This window comes from Pseudomonas sp. LBUM1655, assembly GCF_059716085.1.
The window spans coordinates 1,333,579-1,352,413 of record NZ_CP166801.1; the positions used below are offsets into that span (position 1 = coordinate 1,333,579).

At 58.8% G+C, this 18,835-nt stretch carries 21 protein-coding genes; 19 read left to right on the plus strand and 2 right to left on the minus strand.

What is annotated here, in order from left to right; all coding sequences use genetic code 11:
* Window positions 1-22: 22 nt before the first annotated feature.
* The 8 genes from ACA074_RS05810 (at window position 23) to rpoS (ending at window position 7,241) form a co-directional block, all read left to right on the plus strand.
* The gene (locus tag ACA074_RS05810; protein ID WP_008081726.1) at window positions 23-1,135 is read left to right on the plus strand and encodes an S-(hydroxymethyl)glutathione dehydrogenase/class III alcohol dehydrogenase; all 1,113 of its coding nucleotides are present in this window, start codon (window positions 23-25) and stop codon (window positions 1,133-1,135) included.
* 65 nt (window positions 1,136-1,200) lie between these two features.
* A complete protein-coding gene (gene fghA, locus ACA074_RS05815) occupies window positions 1,201-2,046 on the plus strand; it encodes an S-formylglutathione hydrolase (protein ID WP_497618198.1) in 846 nt (281 codons plus the stop codon).
* A gap of 45 nt (window positions 2,047-2,091) precedes the next feature.
* Window positions 2,092-2,565, plus strand: coding sequence for a 2-C-methyl-D-erythritol 2,4-cyclodiphosphate synthase (gene ispF, locus ACA074_RS05820; protein ID WP_187679140.1), 474 nt, complete (start codon window positions 2,092-2,094; stop codon window positions 2,563-2,565).
* Complete coding sequence (truD, locus tag ACA074_RS05825) at window positions 2,562-3,620, plus strand: tRNA pseudouridine(13) synthase TruD (protein WP_497678593.1); 1,059 nt, start codon at window positions 2,562-2,564, stop codon at window positions 3,618-3,620. Before ispF ends, truD begins: the two co-directional genes overlap by 4 nt.
* Window positions 3,608-4,357, plus strand: coding sequence for a 5'/3'-nucleotidase SurE (gene surE / locus ACA074_RS05830; protein WP_187679138.1), 750 nt, complete (start codon window positions 3,608-3,610; stop codon window positions 4,355-4,357). Before truD ends, surE begins: the two co-directional genes overlap by 13 nt.
* 41 nt (window positions 4,358-4,398) lie before the next feature.
* Window positions 4,399-5,034, plus strand: coding sequence for a protein-L-isoaspartate(D-aspartate) O-methyltransferase (locus ACA074_RS05835; RefSeq protein ID WP_177327338.1), 636 nt, complete (start codon window positions 4,399-4,401; stop codon window positions 5,032-5,034).
* A gap of 211 nt (window positions 5,035-5,245) precedes the next feature.
* On the plus strand, window positions 5,246-6,127 hold the full coding sequence (locus ACA074_RS05840; RefSeq protein WP_489880873.1) for a peptidoglycan DD-metalloendopeptidase family protein: 882 nt from the start codon (window positions 5,246-5,248) through the stop codon (window positions 6,125-6,127).
* A gap of 106 nt (window positions 6,128-6,233) precedes the next feature.
* Window positions 6,234-7,241: an RNA polymerase sigma factor RpoS gene (rpoS, locus tag ACA074_RS05845; RefSeq protein ID WP_489880874.1), complete on the plus strand. Its 1,008-nt coding sequence runs from the start codon at window positions 6,234-6,236 to the stop codon at window positions 7,239-7,241.
* Between the two features lie 483 nt (window positions 7,242-7,724).
* Here the strand turns inward: rpoS and fdxA are convergent, their stop codons facing one another.
* Both fdxA and mutS read right to left on the minus strand, forming a co-directional pair.
* Window positions 7,725-8,048, minus strand: coding sequence for a ferredoxin FdxA (gene fdxA / locus ACA074_RS05850; RefSeq protein WP_054047139.1), 324 nt, complete (start codon window positions 8,046-8,048; stop codon window positions 7,725-7,727).
* Between the two features lie 163 nt (window positions 8,049-8,211).
* Window positions 8,212-10,794, minus strand: a complete 2,583-nt coding sequence (gene mutS, locus ACA074_RS05855) for a DNA mismatch repair protein MutS (protein ID WP_497678594.1) — start codon at window positions 10,792-10,794, stop codon at window positions 8,212-8,214.
* A gap of 208 nt (window positions 10,795-11,002) precedes the next feature.
* Here mutS and ACA074_RS05860 point away from each other — a divergent pair, with 208 nt between their 5' ends.
* The 11 genes from ACA074_RS05860 (at window position 11,003) to ACA074_RS05910 (ending at window position 18,835) form a co-directional block, all read left to right on the plus strand.
* Complete coding sequence (locus tag ACA074_RS05860; RefSeq protein ID WP_095191963.1) at window positions 11,003-11,737, plus strand: LexA family transcriptional regulator; 735 nt, start codon at window positions 11,003-11,005, stop codon at window positions 11,735-11,737.
* A gap of 517 nt (window positions 11,738-12,254) precedes the next feature.
* Window positions 12,255-12,671, plus strand: coding sequence for a tail fiber assembly protein (locus ACA074_RS05865; protein WP_489878298.1), 417 nt, complete (start codon window positions 12,255-12,257; stop codon window positions 12,669-12,671).
* A gap of 152 nt (window positions 12,672-12,823) precedes the next feature.
* On the plus strand, window positions 12,824-13,162 hold the full coding sequence (locus ACA074_RS05870; RefSeq protein ID WP_038357950.1) for a phage holin family protein: 339 nt from the start codon (window positions 12,824-12,826) through the stop codon (window positions 13,160-13,162).
* A gap of 71 nt (window positions 13,163-13,233) precedes the next feature.
* On the plus strand, window positions 13,234-13,755 hold the full coding sequence (locus tag ACA074_RS05875; RefSeq protein ID WP_497678595.1) for a hypothetical protein: 522 nt from the start codon (window positions 13,234-13,236) through the stop codon (window positions 13,753-13,755).
* A gap of 3 nt (window positions 13,756-13,758) precedes the next feature.
* The gene (locus ACA074_RS05880) at window positions 13,759-14,367 is read left to right on the plus strand and encodes a phage baseplate assembly protein V (RefSeq protein WP_497616678.1); all 609 of its coding nucleotides are present in this window, start codon (window positions 13,759-13,761) and stop codon (window positions 14,365-14,367) included.
* 14 nt (window positions 14,368-14,381) lie between these two features.
* Window positions 14,382-14,714: a phage baseplate protein gene (locus ACA074_RS05885; protein ID WP_095188860.1), complete on the plus strand. Its 333-nt coding sequence runs from the start codon at window positions 14,382-14,384 to the stop codon at window positions 14,712-14,714.
* Window positions 14,711-15,706 (plus strand): baseplate J/gp47 family protein, encoded by a 996-nt coding sequence (locus ACA074_RS05890; RefSeq protein ID WP_497678596.1) that lies wholly within the window; start codon window positions 14,711-14,713, stop codon window positions 15,704-15,706. The genes ACA074_RS05885 and ACA074_RS05890 overlap by 4 nt, the downstream gene beginning before the upstream one ends.
* Window positions 15,703-16,338, plus strand: a complete 636-nt coding sequence (locus ACA074_RS05895; protein WP_497678597.1) for a phage tail protein I — start codon at window positions 15,703-15,705, stop codon at window positions 16,336-16,338. The genes ACA074_RS05890 and ACA074_RS05895 overlap by 4 nt, the downstream gene beginning before the upstream one ends.
* A complete protein-coding gene (locus ACA074_RS05900; protein ID WP_497678598.1) occupies window positions 16,339-17,952 on the plus strand; it encodes a phage tail protein in 1,614 nt (537 codons plus the stop codon). It begins immediately after the preceding gene.
* Window positions 17,953-17,961: 9 nt separating this feature from the next.
* On the plus strand, window positions 17,962-18,555 hold the full coding sequence (locus ACA074_RS05905; protein WP_497678599.1) for a phage tail protein: 594 nt from the start codon (window positions 17,962-17,964) through the stop codon (window positions 18,553-18,555).
* 94 nt (window positions 18,556-18,649) lie between these two features.
* Window positions 18,650-18,835: a hypothetical protein gene (locus ACA074_RS05910; RefSeq protein ID WP_003222199.1), complete on the plus strand. Its 186-nt coding sequence runs from the start codon at window positions 18,650-18,652 to the stop codon at window positions 18,833-18,835.

Sequence of the window (18,835 nt, forward strand, 5' to 3'; positions counted from 1 at the left end):
ATGGATTCACTGGAGAGTCAGCATGATCAAGTCGCGCGCCGCCGTTGCCTTCGAGGCCAAGAAGCCGCTGGAAATCGTAGAAGTCGATGTCGCCATGCCCAAGGCTGGTGAAGTGTTGCTGCGCGTGGTGGCTTCCGGCGTTTGCCACACCGACGCTTACACCCTGTCCGGCGCAGACCCGGAAGGCATCTTTCCGTCGATCCTCGGCCACGAAGGTGGCGCAATCGTTGAAGCCATCGGCGAAGGCGTGACGTCAGTTGCCGTCGGCGATCACGTGATTCCGCTGTACACCCCGGAATGCGGCCAGTGCAAATTCTGTAAGTCGGGCAAGACCAACCTGTGTCAGGCGATTCGTGCGACTCAGGGCAAAGGCTTGATGCCGGACGGCACTTCGCGCTTTTCCTACAAGGGCGAAACGATTTTCCACTACATGGGTACTTCGACCTTCTCGGAATACACCGTGTTGCCGGAAATCTCCGTCGCAAAAATTTCCAAAGACGCACCGCTGGAAAAGGTCTGTCTGCTCGGTTGCGGTGTCACCACCGGTATCGGCGCAGTGCTCAACACTGCCAAAGTCAAACCGGGTGACACCGTGGCAATCTTCGGCTTGGGTGGCATCGGCCTGTCTGCAGTGATCGGCGCGGTGAAAGCCAAGGCTGCACGCATCATCGCCATTGACATCAACCCGGCCAAATTCGAAATCGCCAAGCAGCTCGGCGCCACCGACTGCGTGAACCCGAAAGACTTCGATCGTCCGATCCAGGAAGTGATCGTCGACATGACCGATGGCGGCGTCGACTTCTCCTTCGAATGCATCGGCAACGTGCAACTGATGCGCGCAGCCCTTGAGTGCTGCCACAAAGGCTGGGGCGAGTCGGTAATCATCGGTGTTGCCGGTGCTGGTCAGGAAATTTCCACCCGTCCATTCCAGTTGGTCACCGGTCGCGTCTGGCGCGGTTCGGCGTTCGGTGGCGTGCGCGGTCGCACCGAATTGCCAAGCTATGTCGACATGGCCCAGAGCGGCGAAATCCCGCTGGATACTTTCATCACCCACACCATGGGCCTGGAAGATATCAACAAGGCGTTCGACCTGATGCACGAAGGCAAGAGCATTCGTACCGTCATTCATTTCTGATCAATCGTGGTGACATGGCAACAAGTCGTGAAGTCTTGTTGCCGTGACCGCGTAGGAGTCTTTACATGAGTCTGGAAAACATCTCCTGTCAGAAAAGTTTCGGTGGTTGGCACAAGCGCTATCGCCACCGATCCGACGTGCTCGGTTGCGACATGGTATTTGCCGTGTACCTGCCGCCGCAGGCGGAGCAGGGCGGCAAGCTGCCGGTGTTGTATTGGCTGTCGGGTCTGACCTGCACCGATGAGAACTTCATGCAGAAGGCTGGCGCCATGCGCATGGCCTCCGAGCTGGGCTTGATCATCGTGGCGCCGGACACCAGTCCGCGCGGCCCTGATGTCCCGGGCGATCCGGATGGCGCGTGGGATTTCGGTCTCGGTGCCGGTTTTTATCTGAATGCCACGCAGGAACCCTGGTCGCGGCACTATCGGATGCATGACTATGTCGTGCAGGAATTGCCTTCACTGGTTGAAGCGCATTTCCCGGCGTCCGATAAGCGCAGCATCAGCGGGCACTCTATGGGCGGTCACGGTGCGTTGGTCTGTGCATTGCGCAATCCGGGGCGTTACCAATCGGTGTCGGCATTTTCGCCGATCAACAATCCAATGGATTGCCCGTGGGGGCAGAAGGCGTTCTCCCGTTACCTGGGCGAAGACCGTTCGAAGTGGAAAGAATGGGATGCCTGCGCGCTGATCGCCGAGGCCGATGAAAAGCTGCCGCTGCTGGTTGACCAAGGTGATCGCGACGACTTCCTCGCCACCCAACTCAAACCGGAAGCCCTGCAACAAGCAGCAAAACAAGCGGGCCATCCGCTGACCTTGCGCTCTCAACCGGGCTACGACCACAGCTATTTCTTCATCTCAAGCTTTATAGACGACCACTTGCAGCATCACGCACGCGCTCTGCGCGGTTAATGCAGGTAGAATCACGCCCTGACAAAAATCGGGGCGTTTTTTCTTATGCGTATTGGCCACGGCTATGATGTGCACCGTTTCGCTGAAGGCGATTTCATTACTCTGGGCGGGGTGCAAATCGCACACAGCTTCGGGCTGCTCGCTCATTCCGACGGTGACGTCCTGCTGCACGCCTTGAGCGATGCCTTGCTCGGTGCCGCGGCGCTGGGTGATATCGGTAAACACTTTCCGGACACCGATCCGCAGTTCAAGGGCGCCGACAGCCGTGCGTTGTTGCGCCATGTGGTCGGGCTGATCCACGCCAAAGGCTGGAAAGTCGGCAACGTCGATAACACCATCGTCGCGCAGGCACCCAAAATGGCCCCGCATATCGAATCGATGCGCGCGCTGATCGCTGCGGATCTTCAAGTTGAGTTGGACCAAGTGAACGTGAAAGCTACTACTACCGAGAAGCTTGGCTTTGTCGGTCGCGAAGAAGGCATTGCCGTGCACTCCGTTGCCTTGTTGCTGCGCGCATGAATGAACTGCAATTGCTCGGCCCGCGGGCCTATGGCGAACCCCTCGGCACCGCAGTACTGAAAGCCATCGCTGAGGATTTCCAGGTCGATGAAGTCCTCGATATTCCGTTTAGCGGTGACGGCGAACACCTATGGATCTGGGTCGAAAAACGCGGCCTCAATACTGAAGAGGCTGCACGGCGCATCGCCAAGGCTGCCGGTGTGCCTCTGCGCACGGTCAGTTATGCCGGGCTGAAGGATCGTCAGGCGCTGACCCGTCAGTGGTTCAGCGTGCAGCTGCCGGGCAAGGCTGATCCGGATCTGTCGGCAGCGGAAAACGATACGCTGAAGATTCTCAAAACCACCCGCCACAAGCGCAAGCTGCAACGCGGCGCGCATTCGGCCAATGGTTTTACCCTGCGCCTGACCCAATTCGCTGGCGACAAAGCGGCTATTGAAGAGCGTCTGCAACTGATCGCCAAGCAAGGCATTCCCAATTACTTCGGCGCTCAGCGTTTCGGCCATGACGGCGGCAACGTCGTCGATGCGCGTGCGTGGGCGGCGCGCAAGGCGTTGCCTGAGCAACGCAATGTGCGCTCGCGACTGCTGTCGACGGCACGCAGTTTTCTGTTCAATCAGGTGCTGGCGGCGCGGGTCGCCGATGGCACCTGGCAGCGCGCGCTGGTTGGCGACCTGCTGGCATTCACCGACAGCCGCAGCTTTTTTCCCGCCGGTGAAGCTGAATGCAGCGATCCGCGTCTGGCGATTCTCGACCTGCATCCCACCGGCCCGCAGTGGGGCGAAGGTGACTCCCCGGCCGCTGGCGCTGTCCATGATCTGGAGCAGGGGATTACCGCCCGTGAAGCGGATCTGCGAGATTGGTTGATTCACGCCGGCATGAGCCACGAACGTCGCATCCTGCGGCTGCCCATTGGCGGGTTGACGTGGCATTATCCCCAGCCTGACATTCTGCAACTGGAATTCGTCCTCCCGGCCGGATGCTTCGCCACCGTATTGGTGCGCGAACTCGTTGATCTGGTGCCGGTGGGGCAGACGGACAGCCCATGCGTATTCTGATTTCTAACGACGATGGGGTAACCGCACCCGGTCTCGCCGCGCTTTATGCTGCGCTGGCAGATTACACCGAGTGCGTGGTTATCGCCCCGGAGCAGGACAAAAGCGGCGCCAGCAGTTCGCTGACGCTCGACCGTCCGTTGCACCCGCAATATCTGGCCAACGGCTTTATCAGCCTCAATGGCACACCGACCGACTGCGTGCATCTGGGCCTTAATGGTCTGCTGGAACGTGAGCCGGACATGGTGGTTTCCGGTATCAACCTCGGCGCCAATCTTGGCGATGATGTGTTGTATTCCGGGACAGTGGCGGCCGCCCTTGAAGGGCGATTCCTCGAACGTCCGTCGTTTGCCTTTTCGCTGGTCTCACGTCAGGTGGATAATCTTCCTACGGCGGCCTACTTTGCGCGCAAACTGGTCGAGGCCCATGCCGGGCTCGATCTGCCGCCGCGCACGGTGCTCAACGTGAACATTCCCAATCTGCCCATCGACCATATTCGCGGTATTCAGCTGACCCGACTTGGCCATCGTGCCCGGGCGGCGGCGCCGATGAAAGTCGTCGATCCACGCGGCAAAGCCGGTTATTGGATTGCTGCCGCTGGCGATGCTGAAGATGGCGGGCCGGGCACGGACTTTCATGCCGTGATGCAAGGCTATGTTTCCATCACCCCTTTGCAGCTCGATCGCACCTTCAACGATGCCTTCAGAAGTCTCGACGGCTGGCTGGAGGGACTGCGCTGATGGCTCGTGAACACGAAGACAGAATGCGCAGCGGCATCGGCATGACGTCCCAGCGCACGCGGGAACGTCTGATCCAGCGCCTGTACGAAGAAGGCTTGTCCAACGCCAAGGTGTTGGAAGTGATTCGCCGCACGCCGCGACACCTGTTTGTCGACGAAGCACTGGCGCACCGCGCTTATGAAGACACGGCGCTTCCAATCGGCCATAACCAGACCATTTCCCAGCCTTATATGGTGGCGCGCATGAGCGAGCTGCTGCTTGAGGCCGGTCCGCTGGACAAGGTACTGGAGATCGGCACCGGTTCGGGTTATCAGACGGCCGTGTTGTCGCAACTGGTGGAGCGGGTGTTCTCGGTTGAGCGCATCAAGGTTCTGCAGGATCGCGCCAAGGAACGTCTGGTCGAGTTGAACTTGCGCAACGTGGTGTTTCGTTGGGGCGACGGTTGGGAAGGCTGGCCGGCCCTGGCGCCTTACAACGGCATTATCGTTACAGCCGTGGCCACCGACGTGCCGCAAGCGTTGCTTGATCAGTTGGCTCCGGGTGGACGTCTGGTGATCCCGGTAGGCTCGGGGGAAGTACAGCAATTGATGCTGATCGTGCGTGAAGAGCACGGTTTCTCACGACACGTTTTGGGCGCTGTTCGCTTCGTGCCTTTGCTCAATGGGCCGTTGGCCTGAGCATTTATGCACAGGCGCTGAATTCCTTTCGTTCGCCTCGGTCTTACTCCGGCGACGATGGTTTAAACGGCGCAGATTGTCAGCTTGCAAACGTGTGCGCGAAGCGATTTCGCTTCATTAAAGGTAAAGCCGATTCGGCCCGTTATACTTGCGATACTTATGCCGAAATCCGGCATTCAAAATTTTTCAGCCACCACAAAGGGAGCGGCGGGTGAGTCTCACAGTCATTGCGCAGCGTATGGGTAACACGAGCTTTCAGCGCCTGGTGACTGGCCTTGTCTTGAGCACCTTGCTGGTGGGTTGCTCCAGCACCAAATCGAGCAATGTCCGGGTAGTCGATCGCAACAATGCAGTCGCGCAGCGTCCTACAGTGACGACCGGGCAATACGTGGTCCGTCCGGGCGATACGATGTTTTCAATCGCTTTTCGCTACGGCTGGGACTACAAAGCCCTCGCAGCCCGGAACAATATTCCTACGCCGTATACGATCCATCCGGGTCAGACAATTCGCTTCGACGGCCGCGCCGGTTCAACGTCCACGGCGGTGGTAAGCAACGCCAGTTCTTCGCCTTCATCATCCAGCAAAACTACGGTAATCCGGCGTCAGGCAAATGGCACGACCACCACTACAACCACCGGTTCTGCGGGCGGTTCTACTGGTGCAGTACCGTCCGTCGCCAACAAGCAAACCCAAGCTCCACTGCCTCCAGCGGGTCCAGCCCCGACCGGCTGGGGATGGCCATCTAATGGCATTCTGATTGGAAAATTCTCTTCAAACGGTAGTTTGAATAAAGGAATTGATATCGCCGGGGATTTGGGACAGCCTGTTTTAGCTGCGTCTGATGGGACGGTGGTATACGCCGGGAGTGGCTTAAGGGGCTACGGCGAATTAGTCATCATCAAACACAGCGAAACCTACGTCAGTGCTTACGGTCACAACCGTCGGCTGTTGGTTCGGGAGGGACAGCAGGTCAAGGTCGGACAGACAATTGCCGAAATGGGGTCAACGGGTACAGACCGGGTGAAACTGCATTTTGAGATTCGCCGACAAGGTAAACCTGTAGATCCGCTGCAGTTCCTGCCAAGACGTTGATTTGTAAGCCAGCCTGTTCCGTCGCGTAGAGGGGACAGGCTCCAGCGCTGCCAAGGATAAAGGCGTCGCTTGAGCTTGGGGTCGAACTCACCAAAGGACTATAACAATGGCTCTCAGTAAAGAAGTGCCGGAGTTTGACATCGACGATGAGGTTCTCCTTATGGAGGCCGGCATCGATTCGGATTCGATGTCGAATGATGAAGGGGCTGCTCCACCTTCCGTTCGTTCCAAATCCAAACACTCCGCTTCACTTAAACAACATAAGTACATCGACTACACGCGGGCACTCGATGCCACGCAGTTGTATCTCAACGAAATCGGCTTTTCCCCATTGCTCTCCCCGGAGGAAGAAGTTCATTTTGCGCGCTTGTCGCAAAGTGGCGATCCCGCCGGGCGCAAGCGCATGATTGAAAGTAACCTGCGGCTGGTGGTCAAAATCGCCCGGCGTTACGTCAATCGGGGGTTGTCGCTGCTGGATTTGATCGAAGAGGGCAACCTCGGATTGATCCGCGCGGTGGAAAAGTTCGATCCCGAACGCGGTTTCCGCTTCTCGACCTACGCGACCTGGTGGATTCGTCAAACCATCGAGCGCGCCATCATGAATCAGACCCGGACCATTCGGCTGCCGATTCATGTGGTCAAGGAGCTCAACGTGTACCTGCGGGCTGCACGGGAGCTGACGCAAAAGCTCGACCACGAACCTTCACCCGAAGAAATCGCCAACCTGCTGGAAAAACCAGTGGCCGAGGTCAAGCGCATGCTGGGCCTGAACGAGCGGGTTTCTTCGGTCGACGTCTCGCTGGGTCCGGATTCGGATAAAACCCTGCTGGACACCCTGACGGATGATCGGCCAACCGATCCATGCGAACTGCTGCAGGATGACGACTTGTCGCAGAGCATCGATCAATGGCTGTCGGAGCTGACCGACAAGCAGCGCGAGGTGGTCATACGCCGCTTCGGTCTGCGCGGCCACGAGAGCAGCACACTGGAAGACGTAGGCCTTGAGATCGGTCTGACCCGGGAACGGGTGAGACAGATCCAGGTGGAGGGCCTCAAGCGCCTTCGGGAAATTCTCGAGAAGAATGGCCTGTCGAGCGAGTCGTTGTTCCAGTAAGCGCATCGAACCACCGCCCACAAAAAGCCCCGACTGGTTCGGGGTTTTTTGTTGCCGGACATACGGTCAGCATTTCCATCATTTGTAGTCTCTCGGTGTAAGCTTCGGCTTACTCTTTCGTAAGTGTTCGCAAGATTTGCACGGTGGCAGACGTCTATTCTGATTGTGGTATTTTTATAACTTATTGATTTATATCTTTATTTATTAATATGAAGTGCTTGTGACAGCCCATTCCAGTCTCCACCGCCAATTGCTCTTGGCAGGGAACTCTTTAGTATCTGGGTTGTGTCGACGGACAGACACGCCCTTCAAGGACGAGGGGAAGGACATCGCAGGACGCGATTCATCAGGACGATGAAAAGGAACACAGGGAATAGGGAAAAAATGTGGGCGGGTCAAACCGCCCCTTTTTTTGTCTGCAAAAAAGCAATCCCGGAAAAGCAAAAGGCCCGCAAGGGGCCTTTTTATTGAACGCGGGGCAGATCAGCGTTCGAGGTCTTTGATCTTGCCTTTGACGCCATCCCACTCTTCGGCATCCGGCATCGATTCTTTCTTCTCTGTGATGTTCGGCCAGATCTCGGCCAGCTCGACGTTCAACTGAATGAACTCCTGCATCTCCTCCGGAACTTCGTCCTCGGAGAAAATGGCTACGGCCGGGCATTCTGGTTCGCACAGGGCGCAGTCGATGCACTCATCCGGGTGAATGACCAGGAAGTTCGGGCCTTCGTAAAAGCAGTCCACCGGACAGACTTCTACGCAGTCGGTGTACTTGCACTTGATGCAGTTGTCGGTGACGACGAAGGTCATTTCTAATTTTCTCCTCAGGCGGCGGCAGCGTTGCCCCTTCACGGTTGGGGTCGCCAGGTTCGGGAGCGATGCCTGCTGGCCAGGCTATTAGCCAGCAGCATCCCAAACCGCGCGAGATTCTAACAGCTTGAAGCCGTTTGCGTTATATCCGCTTCTTCAGTGCTTATATCCGGTTCTTCAATGCATAGAGCATTTCTAGCGCACGGCGTGGCGTCATGTCGTCGATATCCAGTTTAGCCAACTCATCCAGTACCGGATGCGGCAGGCTGGCGAACATGTCGCTCTGTTGTGGCGTGGCCGGTTTACCTTTTGCGGCTGGTTTCGGTGCCTCATGCGGCAATGCCGTATCTTCCAGGCGGCTCAAGTGCTCGCGGGCACGCACGATCACTTCGCTTGGCACACCGGCCAGTTGCGCAACCGCCAAGCCGTAGCTCTGGCTCGCAGGCCCCGGCAGCACATGGTGCAGGAACACGATGCGCTCGTTGTGCTCTGTTGCGTTGAGATGCACGTTGGCCACCAGCGGCTCGGCTTCCGGCAGAACAGTCAGTTCAAAATAGTGAGTCGCGAACAGCGTGTAGGCACGCAGGTGCGCCAGACGCTCAGCCGCCGCCCATGCCAGCGACAGACCGTCGAAGGTGCTGGTACCGCGGCCGACTTCGTCCATCAGCACCAGACTGCGCTCGGTCGCGTTGTGCAGGATGTTGGCGGTTTCGCTCATTTCCACCATGAAGGTCGAACGGCCACCGGCCAAGTCATCGCTGGAACCGATCCGGGTGAAGATCCGATCGACCAGCGACAGTTCGCAACTGGCAGCCGGCACGAAGCTACCGATATGCGCCAACAGCACGATCAGAGCAGTCTGACGCATGTAGGTGGATTTACCGCCCATGTTCGGGCCAGTGATCACCAGCATGCGCGTGTTGTCATCCAGACTCAGGTCGTTGGCCACGAACGGCGTGGTCAGCACTTGCTCGACCACCGGGTGGCGACCCTGGGTAATGCGCATGCATGGCTCGCTGACAAAACGCGGGCAGTTCAGATCAAGGTTCAGCGCACGTTCGGCAAGGTTGCTCAGCACGTCCAGTTCGGCCAGTGCGCCAGCGGTGTCCTGCAACGGCGGCAACTGGCTGATCAGATCTTCCAGCAGCGCCTCGTAGAGCATCTTCTCGCGCGCCAGGGCGCGGCTCTTGGCGGATAGCGCCTTGTCTTCGAACTCTTTCAGTTCCGGCGTGATGAAGCGCTCGGCGCCTTTCAGCGTCTGGCGCCGGATGTAGTCTGCCGGAGCCGATTCCGCCTGTTTGCTCGGCAACTCGATGAAGTAGCCGTGAATGCGGTTGTAGCCGACTTTCAGGTGGGACAGGCCGGTGCGGGCTTTCTCCCGCGCTTCCAGATCGATCAGGAACTGCCCGGCGTTTTCGCTCAGCGATTGCAAGTCATCCAGTTCGCTGTCGTAACCGGTCTTCAGGACACCGCCATCACGGATTACCGCAGGTGGGTTATCGATAATGGCTTTTGCCAGCAGCGCCGCCAGTTCCGGGTAAGTGCTGGTGGTGGTTGCCAGGCCTTGCAGGTGCGGCGCTTCGAGATCGGTCATTACCACTTGCAGTTCCGGCAGCGCGCCGAGGGCATCACGCAGGCGCGCGAGGTCACGTGGACGGGCATTGCGCAGGCCGATCCGCGCAAGAATGCGCTCGATGTCGCCGATTTCCTTGAGCTGCGGTTGCAGCTTTTCGAAGCGGTAACCGTCGAGCAGGCAGGTGATCGAGGTCTGGCGCGCCAGCAATACAGTCAGATCGCGCAACGGACGGTTCAACCAACGGGTCAGCAAGCGGCTGCCCATGGCGGTCTGGCAGCGATCGACGACTGATTGCAGGGTGTTGTCGCGGCCACCGGCCAGATTGGTGTCGAGCTCCAGGTTGCGCCGGCTCGCGCCGTCCAGTACCACGGTGTCGTCGAGACGTTCGTGGCGCAGGCTGCGCAAGTGGGGCAGGGCGGTGCGCTGGGTTTCCTTGGCGTAGGCCAACAGGCAACCGGCGGCGCCGATGGCCAGGGTCAGGGTTTCGCAGCCGAAGCCTTTCAGGTCTTGTGTGGAAAACTGCTGGCAGAGACTTTTCAGCGCCGAGTCACGCTCGAAATCCCACGGCGCACGACGACGCACGCCACGGCGTTTTTCCGCCGGCAGATCCTTCGGCCAATCGTCCGGGATCAAAAGCTCAACCGGATTGACGCGCTCCAGTTCCGCCAGCAGGTTTTCCCAGCCCTTGATCTCCAGCACGGTGAAGTTGCCGCTGGTGATATCCAGCACCGCCAGACCGAACAGACGCTCGTCACCCAGTACCGCAGCGATCAGGTTGTCGCGGCGCTCATCCAGCAGCGCCTCGTCGCTGACCGTTCCCGGCGTGATGATTCGTACAACCTGGCGCTCTACCGGGCCTTTACTGGTGGCCGGGTCGCCAACCTGCTCGCAGATCACCACCGACTCGCCGAGCTTGACCAGTTTCGCCAGATACCCTTCCGCCGCGTGGTAAGGAATCCCGCACATCGGAATCGCCTGCCCCGCCGACTGCCCGCGCGCTGTCAGAGTGATGTCCAGCAACTTGGCTGCCTTCTTCGCGTCTTCATAGAAGATTTCGTAGAAATCGCCCATGCGATAGAACATCAGCTGATCCGGGTGCTGGTTCTTCAGGCGCCAGTACTGCTGCATCATCGGAGTGTGGGAGGACAGGTCGGAGACGGCTTTATTCATCGGATTGTCAGGCAACTCGTTCAAAGGTGTAGGGCAAAAGCGGGGCATCCGCCGGGCTTTTCCGCGATGGGCGCAAGATTACCATGGCGGTCTATCCGACGCAGGCATGACGGCCCACTGACACTTTTGCCCATAATTTGTGTGTTTATGCACAATTTATGCAAATCAGCATTTGTCTTCGATAAAAACTTCAAGCACTATGCGCGTTATGCAAAAACGCAACGTATCCTCCGTCTTAAGAGCACTGCTCGACCAGCACGGGATCTCCCCCACGGAGCTCCATCGTCGCACCGGCGTGCCTCAATCCACTCTCTCGCGGATTCTCAGCGGGAAGATCGTCGATCCTTCGGATAAACACATTTCGAAAATCGCCGAGTACTTCAATGTAAGCACCGATCAGTTGCGCGGCCGTGCAGATGTTGCGCCGTCGGCCGGTGCCGCGCGTGATGACGTGCATGCGGAACTCAAGGACATAATGCTGTGGGACGACGACACGCCTGTCGATGACGACGAGGTGTCGGTGCCCTTCCTTCGCGAGGTTGAATTGGCAGCAGGATCAGGAAGATTCGTCATCGAAGAGAGCGAGCGCTCTAGCCTGCGCTTCGGCAAGCGCAGCCTGCGCCATAACGGCGTGCAATTCGATCAGGCCAAGTGCGTGACGGTGCGTGGCAACAGCATGTTACCGGTGCTGCGTGACGGCGCCACGGTCGGCGTGAACGCGGGCAAGTGCGGTATCGGCGACATCATTGATGGCGACCTCTATGCGATCAATCACAACGGCCAGTTGCGGGTGAAGCAACTCTATCGCCTGCCTACCGGTATCCGCCTGCGCAGCTTCAATCGCGACGAACATCCGGACGAGGACTACACCTTCCAGGAAATCCAGGAAGAGCAGATCGTCATCCTCGGTCACGTCTTCTGGTGGGGCATGTACGCCCGCTAAGCAGACCCCGGTCAGATAAAACCCGCCATCGGCGGGTTTTTTTTCGCCTGCGCAAAACCCTCAACGCCACGATTTATGCGGCATGCATGCGTCAATGCATTTCTTGTGCATAAATAAATGCATTTACGCATTGACTGTATATGCATCCATGCATATTATTGCCACCAAGCCGCTCGACAAAGCGGCTGGAAACGAAAGCTCTTTAGTTCCACAAGAACAGGCAGCGATGAACCGGCCTCAACGGTTCAGAGGGTTGGCAACTGACCCGGGTGTGCAGCGTAAAGCACCAGAAGCAGTTATCCGGCGGGCAGGGACCGCGGTCGGAAAAACAATTTGAACGGACTCGTACCGCGCCAGTAGCGCCGAAAAGTCAGCTTCCTTTTTTGACTAAAGGACTTAAAGGAAGGCGAAGGAGCGCATTACTGAAAAGCCCGGCGGATTTGCCGGGCTTTTTGGAATGCCTACCCGGGCAGGAACTGAAAGGCCGGGATGCCGGCAATCAATAAGGAAGATGAGCATGAAAAAGTACGCACGTGTAGTTGCTGGTCAGGTCGACAATATTTTTGAAACCGATAACCCGATCACCGATGAGTTTCCCGCCAATCAGGTCTGGGTAGATGTCACTGCTTTGCCCAAGATTGATTACTCCTGGAACGCAGTAAAAACCGACGGTGTCTGGAAGTTTACCGACAGCGATATGTGGGGGCAGCCGTCGCAGCTTTCTAACGAACTGCGTAGCGCAAGAACGCCACGACTCGAACGAGCCAATAACACTTTGGCTTCCAGTGCGCTGGCGTACAAGGTTGAGCTGGGTCTGGCTACGCCAGCCGATGAAGCCGCATTGCTGGCCTACAAGCAGTTTTTCATCGACATGAGCAACGTCAATAAACAGCCGGGTTATCCGCTGACCGTCACCTGGCCTGAAGTTCCTTGAATCCGGGTTGATGCATTTGCTTTCTCTGCTTGAACCGGAGCGCATTACTGAAAAGCCCGGCGGATTTGCCGGGCTTTTTGGAATGCCTACCTCAAGAGAACACGATTGAACCCAACACACACTATTCATCAATCACCCCCAGGAGGCGTGACATGACAAGCGAGCAACAAGCGTTGGCGGACATGCCGATCTGGCTGGTCATCCTACTCGCCGTAGTGGGCGGGGTGTCCGGCGAAATGTGGCGCGCCGACAAGGAAGGCGCCCGCGGCTGGTCATTGCTGCGGCGCCTGGCCCTGCGCTCCGGCGCCTGCATGATCTGCGGCGTCTCGGCAATCATGCTGCTGTATGCCGCGGGATTGTCGATCTGGGCCGCCGGCGCGTTCGGCTGCCTGACAGCAATGGCCGGCGCCGACGTCGCGATCGGCCTGTACGAACGCTGGGCCGCCAAGCGCATCGGTGTCTGCGAAGTCCCGCCGCGCGACCAGCCTTAACCCTGACTGTTTTCCGTGCCGCCATTTTTGGCGGCAGGGCTTCGCGTGGACGATTGAAAAGGAGGTCATGTATGCCCACACCGATCCAGCAGCCGTCGCAATTGTTCACAGCCATCGCGACGACGCTGCGCAACACCGCAGGACTCACCCTCAGTGTCGGCAATCAAGATGATTTCAATGCTCCCGGCGATCAGGCCTGGGTGCTGATCGACTTCGACCGAAATGCGTCGGGAGTTCGCTCCGCCGATGGGCGAATTGCTCATGTCATGACGTTGTCGCTGCAAGTCATCCCGGCGCTTTCCGCCACGGCATTTGCCGCCTGCGATCTGATCGCCATGCTGAAAAACCTGATCACCGACAACCGCTGGAATCTGCCTGGCGATCAATGCGATTTGCCGATGAATATTGATGGCTTGCCTTCACTACTCATCCGCGCCGATCAGCAATACAAGGCCTGGACATTGACATTCAACCAGACCCTCTACCTTGGCCCGACGCTGCTCGACGATCCGCTCGGCACGCCGAAATTCGCCCGTACCTGGGAAGTCAGCAATATCGACGACCCCGACCAATACACCGCGCTGGAGGCCTGACCGATGTTCGACGCATTACTGCGTATGCAACTGGGCCCGATCATCGAACGCCTGGCGGAGATGGAAGCGGAAATCGAAGACCTGCATCGGCGTGCCGAGAGCTACTGCCGCATCGGCGTCTGCCAGACAGTCGACGCGGCGAGCAACACCTGCACGGTCAGCCACGGTGGACTGCTCACGCCGGCCATCAAGTTCTTCAATCCGAGCGCCGGAGCGCAGAGCGAATCGCGGATCCCGACCGTGGGTGAGCAGTGTCTGCTGTTCAACTACGGCAGCGGTGAAAGCGGTGCGCAATCGGTGGCGTTGTTCGGTTTGAACAGTGATCGCTTTCCGCCGACTTCGACCGTACCGACGCTGACGCGCCGCGTGCATCAGGACGGCAGTGAAAGCGGTTACGACGACGCCTCGCACACCCTTCACTGGCAGAACGGTCCGGCAGCGTTCAGCGGTTCTCGCGAATCGCTGGAGCTGAGTATCGGCCCGGCGCGACTGGCGCTGACCCCGCAGGCCATCAACCTGCAACTGGGCGCCGTCGGCCTGACCATCGACGCTTCGGGCGTTCACTTCAGCGGCCCGCTGGTCGATCACCAGGGCCGCGTCATCAGCCCCTGATTCAAGAGCCTTCCATGATCGGAATCGATAGAGACAGCGGGGCCACGGTCGACGACTGGCTGCAATTTGTGCAGCGCGCGACCCGGGCCCTGACCACGCCGCTGGGCACCCGGCAAAAACGGCCCCTGTATGGCTCGCTGATCCCCTCGCTGCTCGGGCAGAACCTCGGCGACGACGTTTTGCTTCTGGCTCAGAGCCACGCAGCGCAAGCGTTCTACAACAAGCAAAACGGTATCGATGATTTTCAGCCGCAAGTGATTGTCGCCAGCCGTCAGGGCGCCGGTCTGCTGCTGCGTTTCGCCGGCACCTGGAAAAACCGTCAACAAACCTTCGAGGTCGTGACATGAGCATGTTGATCCCCGGCCAGAACCAATTGGCCGAACCCGCGCTGATCGCGGTCGACGCCTTCGAAGACCTGCTCGCCGAGTTCAAAAGCTTCGTCATCGAATACGTCGGCGCCCGCTCGCCGGACAGCGCAGCGAAACTCAAGACCAGCCTGGAAAACGAAAGCGAACTGCTGACCCTGGCGCTTGAAGCCTTCTGCGTTCGGCTGCAAACCCACGAACGTAAATACAACGCCCGCATCAAGCAGATGCTGGCGTGGTGGGCGACCGGCAGCAACCTCGATGCGCGGCTGGCGGACATGGGTCTGGAGCGGCAGTTGCTCGATCCGGGTGATCCCGCCGCATTCCCGCCAGTGCCGGCGATTTACGAAAGCGACGACGACGCCCGGTTGCGTTATTACCTGGCGCCCCATGCACCGGCGGCGGGGTCGCGGATGCAGTATCGCCGCGAGGTGTTCACCCTCGGCGAGCGGCCGACGGTGAAAGTCGAATCTACTGATGCCGGTGTGGTGAATGTCACTTACACCTTCAACCCGGATGGCCTCGCCGCGCAGGTCAAGGACGGCAATGGACGCCGCACCGCACCGGGTGAAGTGCAGGTAACGGTACTTGCGCGGGATGGTGACGGCACACCTTCGCAGGCATTGCTTGAAGGCGTTCGCCAGCACTTCGCCCGACCGGATGTGCGACCGGAAACTGACCTCGTCACCGTCAAGGCTGCCGAGATCCAGCGCTACAGAATTCGCGTCGTCGCCAAGATCAATTCCGGCCCCGATTCGGGCCTGACCCAAGTCGCTGCGCAGCAACAATTGCAGGCTTACGCAGACAGTTGCCATCGCCTCGAAGGGCGGGTTGATCCGAGCTGGATCGACTACACGCTGCACAGCGCCGGTGCCGCGCAACTGCAGATTCTGGAACCGCTGGCGCCGATCGTGACCACCGCGTTTCAAGCGCCGTACTGCACGGCAGTCGAGGTCGAGGTGCTTACGCTATGAGTGAAAAAACTCAACGCCCGACGCTGCTGCCGGCCAACAGCTCGGCACTCGAACGCGGTCTGGATCTGGGCTTCGGCGCATTGCTTGATCGCATCGCGCCACCGTTCCCCGAGCTGATGAATCCAAGCGAAACGCCGGTCGCATTTCTGCCGTATCTCGCAGCGGATCGCGGCGTCGCCGAATGGAGCACCGCCGCGCCTGAAACGGAAAAACGCCTGACCGTCGAACTCGCCTGGCCGACTGCGCGTCAGGCCGGCACTCGCAAGGCACTGGAAAACGCCGCCAAGGGTTTGCAACTGCGCCCGGAAATCCGCGCCTGGTACGAACAGACGCCACCCGGTGCGCCTTACAGCTTTTCCGTACGCGCCTTCAGCGACCAACCTTACAGCGAAGAAATCGACGCCCGTCTCGACCGACGCCTGGCCGATGCCAAAAGCGAACGGGATGTGCTGTCGGTCTCGGTCGGGTTGAGCGCATTCGGCAATCACGTCATCGGCGCCGCGACCTTCTGCGGCGAGCTGACCACGGTTTATCCGGTGTTCATCGAAGGGCTCGAAACCTCGGGAGAGGCGTTCATGGCCGCCGGTATGTACACCGTCGAAACATCCACTATTTATCCTCAGGGGGCCTGAATGGCTGACTATTACACCCTGCTCACCAACGCAGGGATTGCCTACGAAACGGCGTGCAAGGCCGCGGGCGTGCCGATCAAGTTGACGCAGATTTCCGTCGGCGACGGCGGCGGCTCCGTCTACAACCCGGCCGCGACCGCCACGGCGCTGAAACGCGAAGTCTGGCGCGGGCCGCTCAATGCACTGTTCCAGGACGAGAAGAATCCGAGCTGGCTGCTCGCTGAAGTGACCATTCCGCCGGATGTTGGCGGTTGGTATGTGCGTGAGGCAGGGCTGTGGACCGATACCGGGATTCTCTACGCCATCGTCAAATACCCGGAGTCGTTCAAACCGGTTTTGGCCACGTCCGGCTCGGGCAAAGAGTTCTACATTCGCTCGATTTTCGAGACCAGCAATGCGTCGCTGGTGACGTTGTTGATTGATGACACGGTGGTTAAAGCCACACGTGCCTGGGTCATGAGTTACCTCGCCGAAGAACTTGGCAAATTGGATGGCAAACAGTCGGTGCGCGTTGCGGCATCCACCAACATCGTGTTGAGCGGTGCGCAGCAGATTGACGGTGTGGCAGTGATTGCTGGTGACCGCGTGTTGCTGGCGAATCAGACCTTGGCCAAGGACAACGGCCTGTGGATTGTCGCCAACGGTGACTGGGTGCGGGCGAGCGATGCCAACAGCAGCGCCAAGGTCACTCCGGGGCTGACGGTGATGGTGGAGGAGGGCACGGCGAACGGAGATTCGCTGTGGCACCTGACCACCAATGCGCCGATTGCGCTCGGTACGACTGCGCTGACGTTCAAGATGCTGGCGGGGCGCACAGGGATTGCGGCCGGGACTTACAAGAGTCTGACGGTTGATGAATATGGCCGGGTGACGGCAGGAGCGAATCCTGCGACGCTTGGTGGGTACGGAATTACGGACGCCCTCGGCATCAATGGAACCGCAGTCGCGGCTCGCAAACTTGAAGCAGCGCGCAGTATTGCTATCTCCGGTGCTGCAAGCGGTAGTACGTCATTTGACGGATCAGCGAACACTAACATTTCCATAGCGCTCGCCGACTCAGGCATTTCTGCCGGTACTTATACTAAAGTCGCCGTCAATGCCAAAGGGTTGGCCACCAGTGGCGGGAACTTGATTGCATCCGACATACCCGCATTGGATTGGAGCAAGATCACCTCAGGCAAACCCAATTCGTTGGCGGGCTACGGGATTATCGACAGCTATACCCAAGTCCAGACCAACAGCGTAGTCAATACCGCTTTCGCGAACTTTTCTGCGGCAAGTATCAAAGTGCCAGCGCTTATCAACGGCTTCGCCGACGCCAACACAACCCGATACTGGAAGGCCAACGGCAATGTCTACGTGAACATCGACGCCTCACGTTGGGTCAGCAACGGTCTCGATCCGTTGGTCATATTCACACTTCCACCAGGCTATCGGCCTATCACCAGAATGTGCGGGACTGGTGATTGGGCTACCAGCAGTCCACTCGCGTTCGGGTGGCTGTCGTGGCGCGTGGAAGTCACAGGCGAGGTTGTTCTGGATTATGCGATGGGGTCCACGGCCGGCGCGGGCGGCTTTGCGTGTCAACTCAGTTTCTGCGTTCAAGCGGTTTAAGGGGGAAACATGATTTTTATCATTGATCAACACGGCCGGTTTCTCTACGCCGCCGATGCCCCGGCAGGGGCCGCCGACTGGACGGCCGTCCAGTTGCCCCAGCCTTGCTGGAACCCGCGATTCAAGGGAACGCGAATCCCGGATAGCGGCGAATGGGAAGGCCAATGGGAGCATGACGGCGAGCCTGTGCCTACCACCGCTGACTTGTGCGTAAGGATTGATAACTACGCTGACCAAGCTCGGCAGATTGTTGCAGGCGACCCACTCCGGGCGGTCGAATACGAACGAGCAGCGGAAGAGGCGAAAGCGTTCAGAGACGCCGGCTATCCAGCAGACACAGTACCGCGCAGCGTTGCTGCTTGGGCGATAATGGGCCGCACGGCACAAGAAGCTGCAGACAGTATTTTGACCGAAGCAGCTAAATACGCAGAGGTACTCTATCTGGTCCGTGATCGACGTCTGGAGGCGAAGGAGCTGATCAAAGGCAAGATCGCGTCTGGCGCACTCGATGAAGCCCGGCGCGTCGCCGACGAAGCAATCAAGGCTATCCAATCCGCAGTTAGCGATCCGGCACGAACCGGTAGCTCAATAAGCACCCCGTAGCCCGGGGTGTCTTCTAATCCGCCAAAAAAACCTTTAACACCCGCCACTAAGCCCCTCCCCACGAGGGGCTTTCCCGTTTATGGAGAAACGAAAAATGGCAACCCGCCAAACCTACACCGTGCTCGTCCCATTCCCCACCGGCGGTGGGCACTGGTCGAGCGTCGGTCAAGACCTTGATCTGCTCGACGTCGAGGCCAGTGCCCTGCACACCGCCGGTCGACTGGAACTGAAAACACCTACCACCCAGGCCAAAAAGGCCGCTGCCAAGAAGGCTGACTGA